The sequence below is a fragment of the Methylorubrum populi genome, assembly GCF_002355515.1.
In the GTDB taxonomy this organism is placed as follows: Bacteria; Pseudomonadota; Alphaproteobacteria; order Rhizobiales; family Beijerinckiaceae; genus Methylobacterium; species Methylobacterium populi_A.
The window spans coordinates 3888557-3910000 of sequence record NZ_AP014809.1; the positions used below are offsets into that span (position 1 = coordinate 3888557).

Annotated in this window: 20 protein-coding genes; 11 read left to right on the forward strand and 9 right to left on the reverse strand. The window is 69.2% G+C overall.

The genetic code is table 11. The annotated features are described in order from the left end of the window. From MPPM_RS17970 to MPPM_RS17995, 6 genes are all read left to right on the forward strand, one after another. The gene (locus tag MPPM_RS17970) at positions 1 to 1305 is read left to right on the forward strand and encodes a dihydroorotase (RefSeq protein WP_096487906.1); all 1305 of its coding nucleotides are present in this window, start codon (positions 1 to 3) and stop codon (positions 1303 to 1305) included. After that, positions 1302 to 1910, forward strand: a complete 609-nt coding sequence (plsY, locus tag MPPM_RS17975; protein ID WP_096486232.1) for a glycerol-3-phosphate 1-O-acyltransferase PlsY — start codon at positions 1302 to 1304, stop codon at positions 1908 to 1910. Before MPPM_RS17970 ends, plsY begins: the two co-directional genes overlap by 4 nt. Positions 1911 to 1941: 31 nt before the next feature. After that, positions 1942 to 3135, forward strand: coding sequence for a DNA-processing protein DprA (gene dprA, locus MPPM_RS17980; protein WP_096486233.1), 1194 nt, complete (start codon positions 1942 to 1944; stop codon positions 3133 to 3135). A 379-nt stretch (positions 3136 to 3514) separates the two neighbouring features. After that, positions 3515 to 4342, forward strand: a complete 828-nt coding sequence (locus MPPM_RS17985; protein ID WP_096486234.1) for an SGNH/GDSL hydrolase family protein — start codon at positions 3515 to 3517, stop codon at positions 4340 to 4342. After that, a complete protein-coding gene (locus tag MPPM_RS17990; protein WP_096486235.1) occupies positions 4339 to 5490 on the forward strand; it encodes a hypothetical protein in 1152 nt (383 codons plus the stop codon). Before MPPM_RS17985 ends, MPPM_RS17990 begins: the two co-directional genes overlap by 4 nt. 38 nt (positions 5491 to 5528) lie before the next feature. Next, a complete protein-coding gene (locus tag MPPM_RS17995) occupies positions 5529 to 6209 on the forward strand; it encodes a DJ-1/PfpI family protein (protein WP_096486236.1) in 681 nt (226 codons plus the stop codon). A 78-nt stretch (positions 6210 to 6287) separates the two neighbouring features. Here MPPM_RS17995 and ruvX read toward each other — a convergent pair whose 3' ends face one another. Together ruvX and MPPM_RS18005 are read right to left on the reverse strand one after the other, a co-directional pair. Next, positions 6288 to 6788, reverse strand: a complete 501-nt coding sequence (gene ruvX / locus MPPM_RS18000) for a Holliday junction resolvase RuvX (protein ID WP_096486237.1) — start codon at positions 6786 to 6788, stop codon at positions 6288 to 6290. After that, complete coding sequence (locus tag MPPM_RS18005; RefSeq protein WP_096486238.1) at positions 6785 to 7363, reverse strand: SMI1/KNR4 family protein; 579 nt, start codon at positions 7361 to 7363, stop codon at positions 6785 to 6787. The genes ruvX and MPPM_RS18005 overlap by 4 nt, the downstream gene beginning before the upstream one ends. A 271-nt stretch (positions 7364 to 7634) precedes the next feature. Here MPPM_RS18005 and MPPM_RS28565 point away from each other — a divergent pair, with 271 nt between their 5' ends. From MPPM_RS28565 to MPPM_RS18020, 4 genes are all read left to right on the forward strand, one after another. Next, positions 7635 to 7802: a hypothetical protein gene (locus tag MPPM_RS28565; RefSeq protein ID WP_173807923.1), complete on the forward strand. Its 168-nt coding sequence runs from the start codon at positions 7635 to 7637 to the stop codon at positions 7800 to 7802. Positions 7803 to 7913: 111 nt separating this feature from the next. Continuing rightward, entirely contained in the window at positions 7914 to 8201 is a 288-nt protein-coding gene (gatC, locus tag MPPM_RS18010) for an Asp-tRNA(Asn)/Glu-tRNA(Gln) amidotransferase subunit GatC (protein ID WP_096486239.1), read from the forward strand. A gap of 90 nt (positions 8202 to 8291) precedes the next feature. Further along, positions 8292 to 9773 carry an Asp-tRNA(Asn)/Glu-tRNA(Gln) amidotransferase subunit GatA gene (gene gatA, locus MPPM_RS18015; RefSeq protein WP_096486240.1) on the forward strand — a complete coding sequence of 494 codons (1482 nt, stop codon included), beginning with the start codon at positions 8292 to 8294 and terminating at the stop codon, positions 9771 to 9773. Continuing rightward, on the forward strand, positions 9770 to 10075 hold the full coding sequence (locus MPPM_RS18020) for a hypothetical protein (protein WP_096487907.1): 306 nt from the start codon (positions 9770 to 9772) through the stop codon (positions 10073 to 10075). The genes gatA and MPPM_RS18020 overlap by 4 nt, the downstream gene beginning before the upstream one ends. 628 nt (positions 10076 to 10703) lie before the next feature. Here MPPM_RS18020 and MPPM_RS18030 read toward each other — a convergent pair. The 3 genes from MPPM_RS18030 to MPPM_RS18040 all read right to left on the reverse strand — a co-directional run bounded on the left by MPPM_RS18030 (position 10704) and on the right by MPPM_RS18040 (position 16051). Continuing rightward, a complete protein-coding gene (locus tag MPPM_RS18030) occupies positions 10704 to 13877 on the reverse strand; it encodes a multidrug efflux RND transporter permease subunit (RefSeq protein ID WP_017486562.1) in 3174 nt (1057 codons plus the stop codon). Positions 13878 to 13974: 97 nt separating this feature from the next. Further along, complete coding sequence (locus tag MPPM_RS18035) at positions 13975 to 15300, reverse strand: efflux RND transporter periplasmic adaptor subunit (protein WP_096486241.1); 1326 nt, start codon at positions 15298 to 15300, stop codon at positions 13975 to 13977. Positions 15301 to 15682: 382 nt separating this feature from the next. Then, a complete protein-coding gene (locus MPPM_RS18040; RefSeq protein ID WP_244573580.1) occupies positions 15683 to 16051 on the reverse strand; it encodes a hypothetical protein in 369 nt (122 codons plus the stop codon). Between the two features lie 348 nt (positions 16052 to 16399). Between MPPM_RS18040 and MPPM_RS18045 the strand changes: the two genes are divergently transcribed. Beyond that, positions 16400 to 16945, forward strand: coding sequence for a L,D-transpeptidase (locus MPPM_RS18045; RefSeq protein WP_244573581.1), 546 nt, complete (start codon positions 16400 to 16402; stop codon positions 16943 to 16945). A 74-nt stretch (positions 16946 to 17019) separates the two neighbouring features. Here MPPM_RS18045 and MPPM_RS18050 read toward each other — a convergent pair whose 3' ends face one another. The 4 genes from MPPM_RS18050 to fmdA all read right to left on the reverse strand — a co-directional run bounded on the left by MPPM_RS18050 (position 17020) and on the right by fmdA (position 21337). Then, complete coding sequence (locus MPPM_RS18050; RefSeq protein ID WP_096486243.1) at positions 17020 to 18072, reverse strand: aliphatic amidase; 1053 nt, start codon at positions 18070 to 18072, stop codon at positions 17020 to 17022. Between the two features lie 90 nt (positions 18073 to 18162). Beyond that, positions 18163 to 19623 carry a carbohydrate porin gene (locus MPPM_RS18055; protein WP_096486244.1) on the reverse strand — a complete coding sequence of 487 codons (1461 nt, stop codon included), beginning with the start codon at positions 19621 to 19623 and terminating at the stop codon, positions 18163 to 18165. A gap of 164 nt (positions 19624 to 19787) precedes the next feature. Further along, a complete protein-coding gene (locus MPPM_RS18060) occupies positions 19788 to 20105 on the reverse strand; it encodes an FmdB family zinc ribbon protein (protein ID WP_096486245.1) in 318 nt (105 codons plus the stop codon). Positions 20106 to 20107: 2 nt separating this feature from the next. Then, complete coding sequence (fmdA, locus tag MPPM_RS18065) at positions 20108 to 21337, reverse strand: formamidase (protein WP_096486246.1); 1230 nt, start codon at positions 21335 to 21337, stop codon at positions 20108 to 20110. Between the last annotated feature and the right edge of the window lie 107 nt (positions 21338 to 21444).

Consider the following 21444-nt stretch of genomic DNA (forward strand, 5'->3'; position numbering starts at 1 on the left):
GTGCGGTCGCTCCTCCTCTCCAACGCCCACCTCCTCGACCCCGCGACCGGCCGCGAGGGCCCCGGCGCCGTGCTCGTGCGCGACGGCCGCATCGCCGATGTCGCCTGGGGCGCCGCGCCCGGCGCACCGGAGAATTGCGAGACGATCGCCTGCGGCGGGCTCACCCTCAGCCCCGGCCTGATCGACCTGCGCGCCTTCGTCGGCGAGCCCGGCGCCGAGCACCGCGAGACCCTGGCCTCGGCAAGCGCCGCGGCGGCCGCGGGCGGCGTGACGACGCTGGTCTGCATGCCCGACACCAACCCCGTCATCGACGGGCCGGCCATCGTCGATTTCGTGCTCCGCCGCGCCCGCGACACGGCGAGCGTCAACGTCCTGCCGGCTGCCGCCATCACCAAGGGGCTGGCGGGGCGCGAGATGACCGAGTTCGGCCTGCTGGCGGAGGCCGGCGCCGTCGCCTTCACCGATGGGCTGAAGGCGGTCACCAACGCCCAGGTGATGCGCCGGGCGCTCACCTATGCCCGCGATTTCGGCGCGCTGCTGATGCAGCATGTCGAGGAGCCGGACCTCGTCGGCGACGGCGTGATGAACGAGGGTGAGATGGCCTCGCGCCTCGGCCTGCTCGGCATCCCCCGCGAGGCCGAGACGGTGATGCTGGAGCGCGACATCCGCCTCGTGCGCCTCACCGGCGGGCGCTACCACGCGGCGATGATCTCAACCGCCGACTCGGTCGAGATCGTGCGGCGGGCCAAGGAAGCGGGCCTGCCCGTCACCTGCGGCGTCTCGGTCAACAACCTCGTGCTCAACGAGGGCGACATCGGCCACTACCGCACCTTCTGCAAGCTCTCGCCGCCGCTGCGCCGCGAGGACGACCGGGCGGCGGTGATCGCCGCGCTCAACGAGGGCGTGATCGACGTCATCGTCTCCGACCACAACCCGCAGGATGTCGAGACCAAGCGCCTGCCCTTCGCCGAGGCCGCCGACGGCGCGCTCGGCATCGAGACGCTGCTCGGGGCGAGCCTTCGCCTGCTGCATACCGGTGACGTGACGCTGACGACGCTGCTCAACGCGCTCTCAGCCAACCCGGCCAGGCTGCTCGGCCGCGAGGCCGGACGCCTGGACAAGGGCGCGCCCGCCGATCTCGTGCTGATCGACCCCGACCTGCCCTACGTCCTCGACAAGCGGCAGCTGAAGTCGCGCTCCAAGAACTCGCCCTTCGACGAGGCCCGGCTCCAGGGCGCGGCGGTGCTGACGCTCGTCGGCGGCCGGATCGTCCACCGCTCCGATCTCTCGGCCCTCGCCGCATGACCACTCTGCTCGCGGCCGGCTGGCCGGCCCTCATCGCCGCGCTTGTCGTCGGCTACGCCTGCGGCGCGATTCCCTTCGGCCTGATCCTGACGAAGGTCGCCGGTCTCGGCGACGTGCGGGCGATCGGCTCGGGCAATATCGGCGCGACCAACGTGCTGCGCACCGGACGCAAGGGCCTCGCCGCGGCGACCCTTCTCTGCGACGCGCTGAAGGGCACGCTGCCAGTGCTCGCCGCCGGCCATTGGGGTGAGGGACCGGCACTGGCCGCCGGGCTCGGCGCCTTTCTCGGCCATCTCTTCCCGGTCTGGCTCGGCTTCAAGGGCGGCAAGGGGGTGGCGACCTTCATCGGCGTGCTGCTCGCGCTGAGCCCGCTGACGCTTCTCGCCTTCGCCGCGATCTGGCTCGGACTGGCCTTTGCCCTGAAATACTCCTCGCTCGCGGCGCTCGCGGCCTCCGCCGCCACGCCCCTCGTGCTGTGGATGCTCGGACACGGAGCGGTTGCATCGCTCTTTCTCATACTCGCGGCGCTGCTATGGTGGAAGCACGCGCCCAATATTCGCCGACTCGCCGCCGGCACCGAGGGCCGGATCGGGCAGAAGGGCTGAGGACGGCCCCTCCCGTCAGGAGGGGGACCGGATGCAGCTCACCGACGGACAACGCCTCGATTGGCTCCGCCTGATCCGCACCGACGGCATCGGCCCGCGTACCTTCCGCGGCCTGATCAACCGATTCGGCAGTGCGGCCGCCGCGCTCGACGCCCTGCCGGACCTGACGAAACGCGCCGGCAAGCGCGCCGTACCGTCCTCGAAGGCGGCGGCCGAGCGTGAGATGGCCGCCGCCGCCCGCCTCGGCATCCGCTTCCTCGCCATGGGGGAGGCGGCCTATCCGAAGGCGCTGCACGCCACCGAGACCGCCCCGCCGCTGATCGCGGTGCGCGGTGATCCGGCTGCACTTCTGAAGCCATCGGTGGCGATCGTCGGCTCGCGCAACGCGTCGACGGCGGGTCTCGCCTTCACCGAGCGGCTTGCCCGCGGCCTCGGCGAGGCCGGCCTTGTCGTGGTGTCGGGGCTCGCCCGCGGCATCGATGCCCGCGCCCATAAGGCGACGCTCGCCACCGGCACCGTCGCGGTCCTCGCCGGCGGTCAGGACCGGATCTATCCGGAGAACCATGCCGGCCTCGTCGAGGAGATCGTCGGCGCGGGCGGCGCGGTGGTCGCCGAGATGCCGATGGGCTGGGTTCCGCGCGGGCGCGACTTCCCGCGCCGCAACCGCATCATCTCGGGGCTCAGCCTCGGCACGGTCGTCGTGGAAGCCGCGCGCCGCTCCGGCTCGCTCATCACCGCCCGCTTCGCGCTGGAGCAGGGCCGTGAGGTTTTCGCGGTTCCGGGCTCCCCGCTCGATCCGCGGGCGGAGGGCACCAACGACCTGATCCGAGAGGGAGCGACGCTGGTCGGCGAGGTCGAGCACGTCCTGTCCGTTCTCGCCCCGCTGATGGACGGGGGGCCGCCGCCGGCGGACGGCCTGAACGACCGCCCCGAGGCGTCGGGCACGCCCGATTACTGGGACGAGATCGACCTCGACGGGAGCGCAGGAACCGTCATGCCGCTCTTCGCCGAATTGGCCGGCCCGGCCGACCCGCTCCCCGAGCCCCAGGATGACCGAGCCCGGCTGATCGCGTGCCTCAGCCCCACCCCGGTCGGGACCGACGAGCTCGCCCGCTCGTCCGGCCTGCCGGTGCGGATCGTGCAGACGACGCTGCTCGAACTCGAACTCGACGGCCGGATCGAGCGGCACGGAAGCGGAACGGTCTCGTTGGCGTCACGGGCATGAGCCGGCGATCCCATCGTGCAGAGGAGGCAGGCGGCGAAGCGACCATGTCATCAGTTGTCGACCACCATCGCCGAGAGACGGCTCGTCCTCTGCCGCCCGGCTTTTCTGCCGGCCGAGATGAGAGACTGGAGCCCTTCAGACACCGCGACCGCATCAAGCGCAGAGCGCGGATAAACAAAAATCGTTTCATCCGGCGCGTGGACTTAAGACTCCATCAAACACCCCGCATTGCCCTTGTGGCGAATCACGATTATTCGGCCGCAATCCAGTTTCGGTTCGGCTACAAGAGTCGACATCGGTAATTCCGCGAAGCCCCCGAATGAGGCGGCACGCGGGCGGGGGCTCGAAAGCGGTGGCGCGGTTTCTTCGTCTTGCTCGGATGCGGAAGGCCCTTGCGGGACATCCGCGGCGGCTCGTCGGCACGACGGCACTGATACTGGGGCTCACCCTGTCCTCGACCGCGGTTCTCGCCTACGCCGACCTGCTGCCGGCGAGCCTCGATCTCGACATCGATCTCGGCCTGTTCGAGGGCGCCGCTCCGGCCGGCCTTCCGCACGTCGCCCAGAAGATCGCGCTGGGCGGGCCGCTGACCATCGTCGCGTTCGGCTCCTCCTCGACCGAGGGCATCGGCGCGAGCCATCCTGCCGCCGCCTATCCCGCCCGCCTCGAAGCCGGGCTGCGGCACGCCCTGCCGCATCTCGGCGGCAGGATCACCGTGACCAACCGCGGCATCGGCGGCGAGGCCGTGGACGAGATGCTGGCCCGGCTCGACCGGGACGTCATCGCGCCCCGGCCCGATCTCGTAATCTGGCAGACCGGCAGCAACGATCCCCTGCGCGGCGTCTCCCTCGACCATTTCCGCGAAGCGACCGAGACCGCGCTGGAGCGCATCCGCGCGGCGGGCATCGACGTGGTGCTGATGGAGCCGCAATGGTGCCCGGCGCTGGACGCCACGCCCGGCGCCGACCGGTTTCGCGACGCGGTGCGCGCGCTGGGCCACGACCTCGACATTCCGGTGATCCGCCGCTCGGACCTGATGCGCGACTGGATCGGACAGGGCCGGCTGACCCGCACCGAACTCTTCGCGAGCGACGGCCTCCACATGGCGGATGGCGGCTACGCCCTGCTCGCCGAGGCGGCGCAGGACACGGTGCTCGACGGCGCCGAGGCGGCGCCCGTCGCCGTCGCCGCGGCGGGGGCGGATTGAGGCACTCCCTCGGGGCGGCCCGCATCGCCCGTTGTCTCGCCGCCGGCCTGCTGCTCGCGGCCGCACCCGCCGGAGCGGCCGACACGCGCCTGCTGGCCGAAAACCCGCGCTACGCCCGCAACCCGACCTGTGCCGAGGTGACCGTGGTGGCGCCCGGCCGCCGCCCCGGCACCCATCCGCTCGACGACCGGATCAGCCCCAACCCGGCCCTGTCGCCGATGAGCCAGGGCGACAGCGCGATCTGCTTCGCCTACGCCACCGCCGACATGATCTCGCAGCGCGTCGGCATCACCGTCTCGGCGCTGGATGTGGCCACCCGCTACTACTTCGCGGACCCGGCCGGCCTGCTGCACAGCCGCGATCGCGCCCTGCGGAGCTACCTGCGCCGGCATCCCGACCTCGCGGAGGAGATCGCCGAGAGCCGCAACGACACCGAGGCGAGCCGCGAGCGGAACCCTGGGCGAAAACCCTTCTTCGACAAGCTGGAGGACGGGCAGGAGGAGACGGCGGCGCTCCTCTACAATCTCGGCGGCCTGTGCACGGACCGGGACCTGCCCTCCTACGACGGCTACGGCCAGCACGCCCGCACCCTCAGTGCCCTGCGCTGGCGCAGCCGCGTCGCCGCCCCCAAGATCTCCTGGCGCAGCCTCGGCGGAACGGTGCCCCGGCTGCGGGACCCGGCCACCGACGCCTTCAACGCGGGCTGGATCACCCATGTCGAGCGGCGCTGCCGGCGAAGACCGCTGCCGGTTCCCCTGATCCCGGTCTCGGACGCGATCGCCGATAACCAGCTCGACTTCATGGACAAGGCGGCGCGCCGCGAGCCCGGCCTCGCGGCCGGCAGCGACCGGCTGATGGCGATGATCGACTACGCCCTCGATCGGGGCCGCCTGCCGGTGATCGGCTATTCCTGGTACGTGCTGGAGGAGCGGCTTCCGAAGGACCCGGACATCGCCGCCGACCATTCGAGCCCGATCATCGCCCGGCGCAAGGCCGGCGGGCGATGCCAGTACCATCTGCAGGACAATACCGGCGAGTACTGCGCCCGGATGCGACCGGACATCGCCAAGCGCTGCGATCTCGGCCGGGTCTGGCTCGACGAGGACGAGTTGCGCGCCTCGCTCTACAGCGTGATCTATCTGCGGTAGGTCTTTCGGGACAGAGGATACGGACCGGGATTGGGCTTATGACGATCGAGATCGGCTTTCTCGTCTTTCCCCGGGTGCAGCAGCTCGACCTGACCGGCCCCTACGAGGTGCTGGCGATGGTGCCGGGCACCCGCGTCCATCTCGTGGCGAAGACCCTGGAACCGGTCGCGAGCGCCACCGGTCTCGTGCTGACGCCGACGGTCAGCTACGCCGAATGCCCGGCCCTCGACGTGATCTGCGTGCCGGGCGGCAGCGGGGTGAACCCGCTGATGGAGGATGCCGAGACCCTCGACCTCCTGCGCCGTCAGGCGGCGAGCGCGCGCTACGTCACCTCCGTCTGCACCGGCGCCCTGGTGCTCGGCGCGGCGGGCCTCCTGCGCGGCCGGCGCGCCACAACACACTGGGCGGCGCATGACCTGCTCGCCGCCTTCGGGGCGATCCCGACGCAGGGACGCGTGGTGCGCGACGGCAAGCTGATCACCGGCGGCGGCGTGACCGCGGGCATCGATTTCGGCCTGACGCTCGCCGCCGAACTGACCGACGAGGCGACGGCGAAGGCGATCCAGCTTCACCAGGAATATGCCCCGGCCCCGCCCTTCGACGCCGGGCGGCCGGAGAGCGCCGGGCCCGACATCCTCGCGGCCGCCCGCGAGCGGCTGTCGGCGACGCGACGTGAACGGGAAGAGATCGTGGCGCGGATCACTCGATCCGGCGCGTGATCTTGCGGACGTCCGTGTCCGGAAGCGTCGCGCGGTCGGACCGCTTCGGCTGACGCCGCGCCGTGATGGGAGGGGCGGTCAGAACCGGTCCGCGTCGGTCTCCTGCGCCGCATCCAGCAAGCCGCCCATCACATCGAGGCAGCTCTGCAGGATGTAGGCGGCGGCGAGCTTATCCACGAGTTCGCCGCGGCGCGCCCGGGACGCGTCCGCTTCGAGCAGCGTCCGGGTGACGGCGGCGGTGGAGAGCCGCTCGTCGAAGAACAGGACCGGCAGCGGCAGCAGCGGCTTGAGGTTGCGGGCGAAGCTCCGGCTCGACTGCGCCCTCGGCCCTTCCGAGCCATCCATGTTGAGCGGCAGGCCGATCACGAGACCGCCGACGGCGTGAGTGGCGCAGAGCGCCACGATCCGCTGCGCGTCCGGTGTGAACTTCACCCGACGGATGGTCTCCAGCGGCGACGCGATCTGCCGGCCGACATCGGACAGGGCGAGGCCGATGGTCTTGGTGCCGAGGTCGAGCCCGATCAGGCGCGGTGCGCCGGCCGAGGCTTCGGCAAAGGCTGCGATCTCGTCCCGGTTCACGAAGCAAGGGCTCCGAGTTGCTCCAGGGCCGCCGCGTCGTCGCCCTCGAAGGTCGCCGGCAGCGGACCTTCCCCGTCACCGAGGATGTGCAGGATCTCGAGACCCTGAAGCCCGCGCAGGAAGGCCGCCAGGTCGGCGCCGCCGAAATGCACCGTCTCCAGATCGGCGCACAGCACCCAGATGTCGTATTCGGGAAAGCCGGGCGTCACGTCGAAGAACAGGAAGTCGCCCCGCTCGGTCTGCCCGAAGAAGCAGGCCCGCTCCATCAGCTCGGCATCGGCGTCACCCTCGATGGTGAAGCGGTGCGGTTCGTCGCTGTCCCCGTCGCGCAGGCCGTCGAGGGCGAGCGCGACGCCATGCGAGATCAGGTGCGCGCGCGAGCTGAGATCGGCCGCCTCCACCGGAACGGGGGTGAAGATACGCAGATGCCCGCCGACCCGCCCGGCGCCGCATTCCCGCGCGAAGCTGCGGTAGCTCTGAGGGAGGGGAAAGCCGAGCTCCGCCTCGGCCCGGGCGAGATCCGCCTCGCTCGACGTCAGGCCCGGACGGAAGCTCCGGAAGACGCTGTCCCACATGCCCCGTCCTCCCTGCACCCCGATGATACGGTCACCGCCCGATCGCAGCGGATGCCGTATCGGGCAGCCCGCGTGTCGCGTGGGCGACGCCTGCATCCACCATCCCGAAGGGGATCGCCCGGATCCGGGTATGGGAGAGGGCTTACGCCCGCCCGCGCGGACTTGTCCACCGCGCAGATTAACCAAGCCGGACGGTTGCCCTCGCCGAGATGGAGCGACAAACGGAAAGCGGTGTTAATGGTTCGTTAACCACACCGGAGCCGCTCCGCCCATGCCGCCCGCCGCACGCCCCGGACAAGGCCGCTTCTCGCGGCAGCACGCTCTGATGCTGGTGCTCGCCCTGGAGATCCTCGTCGTCGGTGCCTACAACGCCGACCGCTACCGCCGGCCCGGCATCAGCGTGGACGTGCCGGCGACCCGGGGCCATGTCATCGTCTGAACGCACTGAAGGGCGGCCCTCCGCCGTCGGCGTTGCTCCTGCGCGAAGGCGGGTGCTATAGCCCGGCGCATTCCGGGCAGGGCTCATTTCCGCCCGAGCAGGCAAGGCGGCATGTCGGTCGACGAAAAGACGGTACGGCGCATCGCGCATCTGGCCCGCATCGCGGTGGCCGACGAGGATGTCGCGCCGCTGCAGGGCGAACTCAACGCGATCCTCGCCTTCGTGGAACAGCTCGGCGCGGTCGATGTCGCCGGCGTCGAGCCGATGACCTCCGTCACCCCGATGCGCATGAAGAAGCGCGCGGACGTGGTGAATGACGGCGGCCGGGCGAGCGACATCGTCGCCAACGCCCCCGAGACCGAGGACAACTATTTTCTCGTGCCGAAGGTCGTCGAGTAAGGTTTCTCGGCATCGTCGGAGCGGTTTCTCCGGCCCCTCGCGGAGGCGAACCAACGCCCGCGGGGCCGGGCGCGTAGGTCTGGAACGGGCATGACGGCACTCAACGAACTCACCCTGGCCGAGGCCCGCGACGGGCTGAAGGCCAAAGACTTCTCGGCCCGCGAGATCGCGCAGGCGCATCTCGACGCGATCGATCGGGCGAAGGCGCTCAACGCCTACATCGTCGCGACGCCCGACCGCGCCCTGAAGATGGCCGATGTGTCGGACGAGAAGATCGCCAAGGGCGAGGCGCGGCCCCTCGAAGGGCTGCCGCTCGGCATCAAGGACCTGTTCGCGACGCAAGGCGTCCACACGACGGCGGGGTCGAAGATCCTCGAAGGGTTCGAGCCGCATTACGAGTCGAACGTCTCGTCCCAGCTCTGGCGCGACGGCGCGGTGATGCTGGGCAAGCTCAACCTCGACGAGTTCGCCATGGGCTCGTCCAACGAGACCAGCGCCTACGGCAAGACGATCTCGCCCTGGCGCCGCCAGGGCTCGGACACGCCGCTCGTGCCCGGCGGCTCGTCCGGCGGTTCGGCGGCGGCGGTGGCCGCGCATCTGTGCCTGGGCGCCACCGCGACCGATACCGGCGGCTCGATCCGCCAGCCGGCGGCCTTCACCGGCACGGTCGGCATCAAGCCGACCTACGGCCGCTGCTCGCGCTGGGGCATCATCGCCTACGCCTCCTCCCTCGATCAGGCCGGCCCGATCGCCCGCACGGTGCAGGATTGCGCGATCCTGCTCGGCTCCATGGCCGGCCACGACCCGCGCGACACCACCTCCGTCGATCTGCCGGTTCCGGATTTCGAGGCGGCGATCTCGCGGGGCGTGAAGGGGCTCACCATCGGCATCCCGAAGGAGTACCGGGTCGAGGGCATGCCCGCCGAGATCCAGCGGCTCTGGGACCAGGGCGCGGACTGGCTGCGGGAGGCCGGCGCGACCGTGCGCGAGATCTCGCTGCCGCACACGCAATACGCCCTGCCGGCCTACTACATCGTCGCCCCGGCGGAAGCCTCCTCGAACCTCGCCCGCTACGACGGCGTGCGCTACGGCCTGCGCGTGCCCGGCAAGGACATTGCCGGGATGTACGAGAACACCCGCGCCGCCGGCTTCGGCCGCGAGGTGAAGCGGCGCATCATGATCGGCACCTATGTCCTCTCGGCGGGCTACTACGACGCCTATTACGTCCGGGCGCAGAAGATCCGCACGCTGATCAAGCGCGACTTCGAGCAGGCCTACGCCTCCGGCATCGACGCGATCCTGACGCCCGCCACCCCGTCGGCGGCCTTCGGCATCGGTGAGATGGCCTCGGCCGACCCGGTCGAGATGTACCTCAACGACGTGTTCACGGTGACGGTGAACATGGCCGGGCTGCCGGGCATCTCGGTGCCGGCCGGCCTCGACGCGCAGGGCCTGCCGCTCGGCCTCCAGCTGATCGGGCGCCCCTTCGACGAGGAGACGCTGTTCGCCGCCGCGCAGACGATCGAGAACGCGGCCGGGCGGATCAGCCTGCCGAAGGCGTGGTGGGCGTGAACGCGGCTCCCGTCGTCCCGGTCTATTCCTTCTCGGTCTGGATCCAGGCCGGGTTCGATCCCCTGCTGATCGCGGTCGCGGTCTTCCTCGGCTGGAAGGCGGATCAGTTCGGCAAGGTGTTCATCGCGGCGATCGCCGCGCTGGCGATCTCGGTTCTGTTCGCATGGCTCGTCACGCGGATCGGCCTGCCCTGGCCGGCCCCGGTCGCGGCCGACCTGCCGACCTTCTTCCCGGTGCGCACGGTGTCGGCGTTTCTGTGGGCGGCACTCGGGTACGGGGCGCGGCGGGTGCTGAAGCGCTAGCGCATCGTGCTGGAAATCGGATCCAGCACGATGCGCTAGGCTTTTGTTTTTGCATCATCTTTTTCTGAATGCCGGAAACCACCTTTCGGGATGATGCTCTAGAGGCGCGCTTCGATGCCGTCGCGATTCCTGAATGACCCTCCGAGGCCGCTTCGCGGCGCCTCAGGACGAGGTGGTTGGGTGGGATAAGCCGGCTCGCGCAGACGGGCGCCTGGCCAGAAGCTGCACTCTGTCCCAATCCTCGACGATCCGTGCTTCCTTCTTGGCGCGGCTCCAACTCTTGATCCGGCGATCGGGCGCGGTTGCATCGGTGATGCGATCGAATCACTCGGCATAGATCAGCGTCACCGGGCGACGGTGATCGTTTTAGCCGACATGCGTTCCGGCTCAGTGATCCGAGAACCGCTCGTCGAGTGCTTCACCGCGAGCCGACATAGTCGCTGCCGTCGGCACAACGCAGCATGTCGACGAAGGCGGTCAGAGTAGCCTCGGCAGAATGCGGAAGGTTGCGCCCCTTTCCCGGATTCGCGCCCCCCGGCTCAATCGCGATGGAAGTCGCTCCCGCTCCTCATGCTGAGGTGCGCGCGGCACGCGCGCCTTGAAGCACGCGCGCCGCTCCTTCCATCCACTACTCCGCCGGCACCGAGTGACCGTGCCCGGCCCTGTGGGTGTCCTCCGGCGCGGCCTCGGCATTCTCGCCCGCGGCCACGTCCTTGCGCCGGAACAGGCGCATCACCACGACGAAGAAGACCGGCACGAAGAACACCGCGAGGACGGTCGCCGAGATCATGCCGCCCATCACGCCGGTGCCGATGGCCTGCTGGCTCTTCGAGGAGGCGCCGGTGGCGATCGCCAGCGGCACCACGCCGAAGATGAAGGCGAGCGAAGTCATCACGATCGGGCGGAAGCGGAGCGTCGCTGCCTCGATCGTCGCCTGGACGATGTTGGTGCCCGGCTTCCACAGGTCGCGCGCGAACTCCACGATCAGGATCGCGTTCTTGGCCGACAGACCGATGATCGTGATGAGCCCGATCTTGAAGTAGACGTCGTTGGGCATGCCGCGCAGGTACACCGCCGCCACCGAGCCGATCACGCCGAGCGGAATGACGAGCAGCACCGAGACCGGGATCGCCCAGCTCTCGTAGAGCGCGGCCAGACACAGGAACACGATCAGCACCGACAGGGCCAGCAGCAGCGAGGCCTGGGAGCCCGCCTTCTTCTCCTGTTCCGACTGGCCGGTCCAGGTGTAGCCGAAGCCCTTCGGCATCCGCGTCATCAGCCGCTCCATCTCGGCGATGGCATCGCCCGAGGTGTAGCCGGCGGCCGGCTCGCCGGTGAAGCGGACCGACTGGTAGCCGTTGAAGCCGACGATCTGGCTCGGGCCCATGCTCCACTTCAGGTCGGCGAAGGAGGACATCGGCACCATCGTGCCCTGGCTGTTCTTCACCGCGTAGTTGAGGATGTCCGTCGCCTGCATGCGCTGCAGCTGCTCCGCCTGCACGTAGACGCGCTGCATCTTGCCGAGGTTCGGGAAGTCGTTGGTGTAGACCGAACCGAGATTGACCTGGATCGCGTCGTTGATGTCCTCGAACTTCACACCGAGCGCAGCCGCCTTCTCGCGGTCGATGATCAGCTCGGCCTGGGGTGCCGGCGGAAGGCCCTCGATCTTGACCGCTTTCAGGATCGGGCTCTGCCGGGCCATCGCCAGCAACTGGGCCTCCGCGGCGGCGAGCGCCGAGTAGCCCTTCTGCGCCCGGTCCTGCAGGCGGAAGGAGAAGCCCGCCGCGTTGCCGAGGTTGTCCACAGGCGGCGGCTCCTGGGCATCGACGACGGCGTCGCGGTAGCCCGCCATCGCCGCGTTGGTGGCAGCCACGAGGGCGGTCGCCGAGTTCGCCGCGTCGCGCTCGGCCCACGGCTTCAGGGTCACGAAGGCCTGGCTCAGGTTCGGCCCCTGACCCGAGAACGAGAAGCCGTTGAGCGTGGTCACCGTGGCGACGCCCGGCTGTGCGAGCAGGAATTCCTCGACCTTGCGCACGGCGCCCTGCGTCCGGTTGAACGAGGCGCCGGGCGGCGTCTGGATGTCGACGGTGAAGAAGCCCTGGTCCTCGATCGGCAGGAAGCCCTCGGGCAGACGCAGGAAGGCGAAAGCGGTGCCGGCCACCAGGATCAGGTAGATCACCATCACCCGCCCCGACTTCTTGATGCACCACGTCGCGCCGCGGCCGTAGCGGGCGGTCTCGCGGTCGACGATCCGGTTGAACCAGCCGAAGAAGCCGCCCTTGGCGTGGCCGTGGCCCTTCTCGATCGGCTTCAGGAGCGTGGCGCAGAGCGCCGGCGTCAGGGTCAGCGCCAGCAGCGCCGAGAAGGCGATCGAGGTCACCATCGCGATCGAGAACTGGCGGTAGATGATGCCGACCGAACCGGGGAAGAACGCCATCGGGATGAACACCGCGACCAGCACCAGCGTGATGCCGATGATCGCGCCGGTGATCTGCTCCATCGCCTTGGCGGTCGCCTCCTTGGGCGGCAATCCCTCCTCGTTCATGATGCGCTCGACGTTCTCGACGACGACGATGGCGTCATCGACGAGGATGCCGATGGCGAGCACCATGCCGAACATCGTCAGCACGTTCACCGAGAAGCCGGCGAGCAGCATCACCATGACGGTGCCCATCAGGGCGATCGGCACGACGATGGTGGGGATCAGGGTGTAGCGGATGTTCTGCAGGAACAGGAACATCACGATGAAGACCAGCACCACCGCCTCGACGAGGGTCATCATGACCTTCTTGATCGAGGCCTTCACGGCGGGCGTGATGTCGTAGGGAATGTCCCACTTCAGGCCCGGCGGGAAGAACTGCGACAGCTCCTCCATCTTGGCGCGGATGGCGTTGGCGGTCTCGAGCGCGTTGCCGTCGGGGGCGAGCGTCACCGAGATGCCGGCGGCCTCGCCGCCGTTGAGGCGGGTGGAGAACTGGTAGGCGTCGCCGCCGAGCTCGATCCGGGCCACGTCGCGCAGGCGCACGTTCGAGCCGTCGGGGTTGGCCCGCAGCACGATCGCGCCGAAATCGTCCACGGTGCTGAGCTGGCCCTTGACGATGATGGGCGAGAACACCGCATGATCGACCGGGCTCGGCTGAGCGCCGACGGCGCCGGAGGCGATCTGGATGTTCTGGTTGCGGATCGCCTCGGTCACGTCGCCGGGCGTCAGCGACAGGCCGCGCAGCTTGTCCGGATCGACCCAGACGCGAAGCGAGCGCTCGGTCGAGTAGAGGGTGGCGCGGCCCACCCCCGGGATGCGGCGGATCTCGTTGATCACGTTGCGCATCAGGAAGTCGCCGAGCCCGATCTCGTCCATCTTCCCGTCGGTCGAGACCAGGGTGATGATGTTGAGCGTGGCGGCCGACGCCTCCTCGACGAGGATGCCGTTCTGCCGCACCTCGGCGGGCAGGCGCGCCTCGACGCGCTTGAGGCGGTTCTGCACCTCGACCGAGGCGAGCGCCGGATCGGTGCCGGGCTCGAAGGTCGCCGTGATGTTGATCGAGCCGAACGAGTCGGTGGTCGACTCGAAGCTCATGATATTGGCCGCGCCGTTCAGCTCGTCCTCGATGAGACGGGTCGTGCCCGTGTAGAGGCTCTCCACCGAGGCGCCGGGAAAGGCGGTCGAGAGGGCGATCGAGGGGGGCGCGATCACCGGGTACTGCGCGACCGGCAGCAGCGGGATCGAGAGCGCTCCCCCCAAGATGATGAACAGGGCGACCACCCAGGCGAAAACCGGCCGGTCGATGAAAAAGCGGGCCATAAGGGGCTCGTAGCGTCGTGTCGGGTTCGAGACGGCGGAGATCAGGTCTTCCGCCGGCGGGACGGCATCGGGAGGTCAGTCGGCGGTCGGTCGACGTTTAGTCGGCGTACTGGGCGACGGGCTGGGCGGTCGATCCGATCGCCGCCGCGTCCTTGCCGCCGTTCTCCGCGCCGTCGGTGTCGTGGCTGTCGGTATCGATCGGCTTGCCCTCGTCGGTGGCGGCCTCGGTCTTCCACGGGACGGTCTTCACCTGGATACCGGCGGTGATCTTCTGGAAGCCCTCGACGACGACCTTCTCGCCGCCCTCGAGCCCCTCGCGGATCAGCCAGTTGCCGCCGACGACCGGGCCGACCTCGACGGGCTGGAGCATGACCTTGCCGTCGGGCTTGACCACCCAGACCTCCGGCTTGCCGTCGCTGGTGCGCTGGATCGCCTGCTGCGGCACGGCGATGGCGTCCGCGTCGATGCCCTGCTTGATCCGGGCGCGGACATACATGCCGGGGAACAGCTCGTTGTGCGGGTTCGGGAACTGCACGCGCAGCGTCACTTGCCCGGTGCTCGGATCGGCGGTGACGTCGGAGAAGAGCAGGCGGCCGGCCGAGCCGTAGAGCGAGCCGTCATCCATGATGAGGTGGACGTTGGCGGTGTCGGCGGCAAGCTTGGAGAGCTCGCCCGAGGCGATGTCGCGGCGCAGCTTGTTCAGCTCGCCCACCGACTGGGTGATGTCGACGTAGATCGGGTCGAGCTGCTGGATCGTGGCGAGCACGCCGGTCGCGCCGGACTCGATCAGCGTGCCCTCGGTCAGCAGCGCCCGCCCGATGCGGCCGGAGATCGGCGCGCGCACATCGGTCCAGGACAGGTTGAGCTTGGCCCGGTCGCGGGCCGCCTTGGCGCCGGCGACCTCGGCCTCGGCCTGCTTCTTGGCGGCGAACGCCGTGTCGTACTGCGCCTGGCTCGCGGTGTTGCGGGCGAGCAGGGTCTCCAGGCGCTCGGCCTGCTGGTTGGCGAGCACCAGAGCCGCCTCCCGGTTAGCCAGCGCCGCCTCGGCGCTCGCGAGCTCCACCTGATAGGGCGCCGGGTCGATCTTGTAGAGGACGTCGCCCTCGTTGACGTAGCTGCCCTGCTCGAACAGGCGCTTGACCACCAGTCCCGAGACCCGCGACCGCACCTCGGCGATCCGCATGGGCGCGACGCGGCCGGGAAGGTCGCGGACGTAGGGGATTGGCTGCGGGCGCACGCTGACGACGCTCACCTCGGGCGGCGGCAGCGGCACGGGCGCGGCGGCCTTCTGCTCGTTGCAGGCCGAGACGGCCACGAGGACGGCGCCGACGAGGAGGGAGGCCGGCAGGGTCCAGCGGGAACGGCTGCGGCCGGTCTTGACGAGACCGAGCCCGCTGCCGGGCGACTGGGTGGACGGCGTCACGATAAGGTTGCTCCTACGATGCTCGACAGGTCGCATCGGCGTCGTTCCGTCGGCGGGTCAGCCGTCGGGCCGATGTGACGGACGCGGGCGACGGACTTCGAAAGAAGGATGCCGTCCTGCGTCACGGGGGCGGGCGGAGACCGGGTGGTCTCGCGCACCGTTGCAATCAGCGGGCCGCCACGACGATCCAAGGAGACGATCCGAGGATCGGAGGGGCCCGGACGAGGATGCCGACAGCATCGGGGATCGGCCGTGCAGGACGATGACGTGCGGTCAACCTGCATCCTGGGCGCGAAGTTTGGCAATCCGACGACGGCGTCGAATTGCGCCACGCCATCGGTCCAGCCCTTCGAGGTTCCTTGCGAGCGGGACGGCCCGCCGGTCAGGTCCGGGGTGGACGTTCGAACGGACCGCGCTCCGCGGCGTCGGGGTTCCGATCGGAGGCCGGACGCGGAAGGGCCGCGCCATCCGCGCCATCCGGACCGGGAAGGATCGCGCTCACGCGCCCGTGGCTCGCCACCTCGTCGAGATCGAGCATCACGCGTCCGACCCGAACGCTGGCGAGGGGATCCGTGTCGGGGCGCTGCTCGAACGTCGCCTCGGCGCGCGCCTGCGGGACCCCGCCGAGAGCCGCGCCGTCGGCCGGCAGGCCGATGACGACGAGCAGGCTCAGCAGCCCGGCCAGGGCGGACAGGACGAGACGGGTCGGAAGGCCGGCATGTGCACGGCCCGGCAAGGCAGGGCGGGGCATGAGGGTCACGGTGACATCATTGTGGTGGACGAAACGTTGCCATTCAATCGCGTGCGACATTCTGGCAGGCCCTTCGGCACGGCCTCCCGCGGGTCCCATCCTGCGGACCATGCCGAGGCCTTCGAGGGATGTGCCGAGCCGCACGGCGTTCCGGGCAGGCCCGACGATTCGGCGCGGGCGTTGCCGAGAACCCACACCCTTGCCTTCCTCCTGCCCTGACCGGCGGCCCTAACCCGCACGATCTGCCCGCCGGAATCCTGTCGCGGCGGCACCCCTTCGAGGAGGAGACCCGTCTTGACGAACCGATCCTTGACGACCCGTCCCGCGCTGTCGCGCCTTGCCGCAGCGATCGCCCTCGGCGGCGCCCTCGCGACGTCCGTCCCCGGACCAGCCCGGGCGAATCCGCTCGACAGCGGGCCGCTTGCCGACTTCATCAACGTCTTCAAGACCCAGGCCATCCCGCGCGAGACGGTGTCCTATGCCGGCAAGGAGAAGCCCGGCACCATCGTGATCTCGACGAGCCAGCGCCGGCTCTACTACGTGCTCGGCGGCGGCGAGGCGATCCGCTACGGCGTCGGCGTCGGGCGGCGCGGCTTCTCGTGGTCGGGCACGAAGACGATCACGGGCAAGAAGGAATGGCCGGCCTGGCGCCCGCCGTCGCAGATGCTGGCCCGCCGCCCGGACCTGCCGCGCTACATGGCCGGCGGCCAGGACAATCCGCTCGGCGCCCGCGCCATGTATCTCGGCTCGTCGCTCTACCGCATCCACGGATCCAACGAGCCGGAGACGATGGGCGCGGCGGTGTCGTCCGGCTGCATCCGCATGACCAACAAGGACGTGGTCGATCTCTACGACCGGGTTCGGGTCGGGACGAAGGTGATCGTGAAGGATTGACGCAGAACGCCCTCCACCCGGGTCGGATGGAGGGCGCTCGGCCGCACGACGTCAGGTTCGAGCCCGAGGCGGGCTCAGCGCGGGTCGGGCGGGCCCTCGCCCTTGCCGACGAAGGGGATGCCCTCGATCGGGCATTCCTCGGTGCCGACGCTGGACCGCGTGATGGCGCGCACCGCGTCGCGGGTGCCGTCGGGGTCCTCGATCCAGCGGCGGTAGAAGTCGTAGGGGCATTCCGACATCCCGTGCCGGTTCTCCTTCGAGTTGATCATGCCCGTGTAGCCGCGGTGCAGCAGCTTGAAGAGGTGGTTCTCCGACTGGCCGTGGGCGCGGAAGTCGCGGATCAGGAATTTCGAGAGCGCCGCGTACTGGATGCCCATCTCCTCCTCGCCGCACTCGCCGAGCGTGCGGCCGTCGAAGCCGATGATCGCCGAGTGGCCGAAATAGGAGTAGACGCCGTCGAAGCCAGCGGCATTGGCCACCGCGACGTAGGTGTTGTTGGCGAACGCCATCGCCTTCGAGATCAGGACCTGCTGCTCCTTGGCCGGGTACATGTAGCCCTGGCAGCGGATGATCAGCTCGGCGCCGCGCATGGCGCAGTCGCGCCAGATTTCGGGGTAATTGCCGTCATCGCAGATGATCAGGCTGATCTTCAGCCCCTTTGGACCGTCCGAGACGTAGGTGCGGTCGCCCGGATACCAGCCCTCGATCGGGGTCCAGGGCATGATCTTGCGGTACTTTTGCACGATCTCGCCCTGGTCGTTCATCAGGATGAGCGTGTTGTAGGGGGCCTTGCGCGGATGCTCCTCGTGGCGCTCGCCGGTGAGCGAGAACACGCCCCAGACCCCCGCCTTGCGGCAGGCATCGGCGAAGATCTCGGTCTCGGCCCCGGGGATGGAGGAGGCGGTCTCGTACATCTCGGCCGCGTCGTACATGATGCCGTGGGTCGAGTATTCGGGGAAGATCACGAGATCGAGACCCGGCAGGCCGGCCTTCATCCCGATGATCATCTCGCCGATCTTCTTGGCGTTCTCGATGACCTCGGCCTTGGTGTGCAGGCGCGGCATCTTGTAGTTCACGACGGCCACGCCGACGCTGTCCTGACTCGATGAAATATCGCCGTGCATCATGGCGGCGTTTCCTCCGGTTTCGGGTGAGGGGAGGGGCCCGCCGCGCGGACCCCTAGTCTTGCCTCGGAACGTCTCGGCTCAAACTGCCCCTTAGCCTGGGGCGAGGCCGAGGAGTGTTCCGAGGGGAACGACGAGGGTGAAGCCGCCGTAGAAGCCGTCCTTGGCGCGGCGGGCGGTGTAGGGGTTCCAGAACGAGTTCGGGTTGACCACGTACTGCACCACCGGCTCGACGATCACGCCCGCGCCGACGTCGAGATGCGCGTTGGCCTCGAAGATGAACTTGTCGCGCGCGTACGGCGCGCCCGAGCCGCCGGAGATGAAGTTCGCGTCCGAGAGGAACTGCGTGTAGTTCTCCGACAAACGCTGCCAGTTCATCTTCAGGCCGAAGGTGTCGTTCGGCCGGCTCTGGTCGGGTGCCTGCAGCAGCACGCCGACGAACGAGTTGAAGCGGATCGGCACCGTCGGGTCGAAGGAATAGCCCGTGCCGGTATAGAGCGAGATCGCCGTCGGGTGCGGGTTGGCCACCAGCCCGCCATCGGCGCGCCAGACCGTCTGCGTGCCGGTGAGCACGAGGCCGGACGTGCCCGTCTTCTGCAGCGCCGGGGTGCCGGGGTTGAGGCCGCGGGAGGTGCCCAGCACCGTCTTGAAGTTGTCGTCGTGGTCGGCGGTGTTGACGAAGCCGGTGAGCGAGGCGCGTCCCGGATAGGCGGTCATGGTGTAGTCGGTCTTGTAGCCGATCTCGGTCATGACGAGCGCGCCCGAGAGGCGCTCGTAGCCCCAGTCGTAGCCGGACAGCGCGTTGGTGCCGGGGTTCACCGAGAAGGCGCCGGCCTGGATGTAGGTGGTGGGCGAGAGCTGGTAGGCGGCATTCGCCCCCCAGACGGCGTAGAGCGGCGAGGTGAAGCCGGCGTTGATGTAGAACAGGTCCTGGAAGCAGGAGTTGATCGAGTTGCACGGCGGCAGGCCGTAGTAGCGATCTGGGTGGGTGCGGCCGAACTCGATGACGAGGCGGTCATCGAGGAGCTTCTGCTCGTAGGTGAGCAGCGAGAGGCGGTTGGAGTTGGGGTTGTAGGGCGGCTGGTAGCCGACGGTGGTGTCGCCGATATCGGCGGCCATGTTGAGGTTGCGCACGAGACCGAAGAAGGTCTGGGTGAACTTGATGGTGCCGCCTGCGATGTTGGCGAGCTTCTGCATGTCGGCGGACATGGAGAGGACGAAGTAGGCGGAGTTGGACTGCTCGCCGGTGCGCAGGCCGGCCGATGGGTTGGCCTGGTAGAAGTCGTAGATGTTGATGTCGAAGGTGAGCCCGCGGGCGGCCATGTCGGTGGCCCAGGGGGCGAGCGGCCCGACGCGGACGGGGTCGGCGGGCTTGGCGGCGATGTTGGGATCGGTGCGCGGCTGCGTCTGATCGTTGAACTGGCCCACCGGGGAGGGCTGCTGCGCCAGCGCGCCGCCCGACCCCGCAAGGCTCGCGGCAAGCAGCGCGCCGGCCGTTCCGATCCTGACGCCGCGGCGGCGCCGTGTCGTCGTCCGTGTCATTCCTTCAGTCATCGTCAGTCCCCAACCCGTCCTCTGCACCGGCCTCCCCACAGGGTTCGTCCCGCTTGTCGTGTCGCGGCCGGCGGCTCCCTCGCGGAGCGATTTTCAGTCGATTGCTTCCTCCGGAAGCGTGGCGGCGGGCGCACCGGGCGCGTCCGCCGCGAGGGGTGCTCAGCTCAGTGGCTGATCATCCAGGGCCGCGCGTTCGGGAAGCTCTTGGCCGCCGCCGGGGCGGCCGTCGTCTTCTTCGGCGAGCAGCAGCCGCAGCCGGCGCCGTGGCTGCGGGCGCGCCGCGGCTCGTGGCGGCTGCGCTCGTTGGTGGCGTGGGCGGCCTTGAGGCCCGGATCCATGCCGGAGATCCGCGGGGCGGTGAGGAAGGCGCGCTGGCATTCCCCGCCGCAATCCGGGCAGTCATGCGGGTCCTTGAACTGCGCCATCGGGCGCAGCACCGTGAACGGACCACAGCTCTCGCAGGCGTAATCGTAGACCGGCATGATCAGAGGTCCGGCGAGAGCGGCATCTGGACGGAGCCGTCCAGGAACTTCGTCGGCCCGGCCGCGGACGGGTTGATGTCGAAGTCGAAGATGCCGGTCGGAATCCAGAGCGTGGCGCAGGCGTTCGGGATGTCGACGACGCCGGAGATATGGCCCTGGACCGGGGCGGTGCCGAGGATCGAGTAGGCCTGGGCGCCCGAATAGCCGAACTTCTTCAGGTACTCGATCGCGTTGAGGCAGGCCTGACGGTAGGCGACCGTCACGTCGAGGTAGTGCTGCTTGCCGTACTCGTCGACCGAGACGCCCTCGAAGATCAGGTGATCGTCGTATTTCGGCGTGACGGGCGAGGGCTTGAAGATCGGGTTCTTGATCCCGTACTTGGCCATGCCGTCCTTGATCAGGCTGACCTTGAGATGGACCCAGCCCGCCATCTCGATGGCGCCGCAGAAGGTGATCTCGCCGTCGCCCTGGCTGAAATGCAGGTCGCCCATGGAGAGGCCGGCACCCGGCACGTAGACGGGGAAGTAGATCTTCGAGCCGCGCGACAGATCCTTGATGTCGCAATTGCCGCCGTGCTCGCGCCCCGGCACCGTGCGGGCGCCCGTCGCCGCGGCGTTCTCCTTCGCCTCGCCCTTCAGGCGGCCCATATGCGCGGTCGGGCCGAAGGGAAGGGTGGCCAGCGCCGGCACCCGGCTCGGATTGGTGTCGTAGAGCGCTTTTTCGCGGGTGTTCCAGGTCTCCAGCATCTTCGGATCGGGCAGGCAGCCGATCAGGCCGGGATGGATCAGGCCGGGGAAGCGCACGCCGGGCACGTGGCGCGACTTGGTGAACATGCCCTCGAAGTCCCAGATCGACTTCTGGGCCTGGGGGAAGTGCTCGTCGAGGAAGCCGCCGCCGTTGTTCTTCGAGAAGAAGCCGTTGAAGCCCCACTGGCTCTCGGGCTTGGCGCCGATATCGAGCAGATCGACCACGAGCAGGTCGCCGGGCTCGGCGCCCTCGACACCGATCGGGCCGGAGAGGAAGTGCACGATCGACAGGTCGATATCGCGCACGTCGTCGGCGGAATCGTTGTTCTTGATGAAGCCGCCGGTCCAGTCATAGGTCTCGACGATGAAATCGTCGCCGGGCTTCACGGTCGCGACCATCGGAATGTCCGGGTGCCAGCGGTTGTGCACCATGTCGTTGTCGTAGGCCGACTGCGTGAGATCGACCTTGATCAGGGTCTCGGGCATTTCCTTCGCAGCTCCTTTTAGCGTCCAGAATTCGGGCAGCCGTCCCCGTTGCGTGTCCGGCATGAGTCCGGCCGCCCCCGTGGATCGTTGTTGTCGTTCTTCGTTCA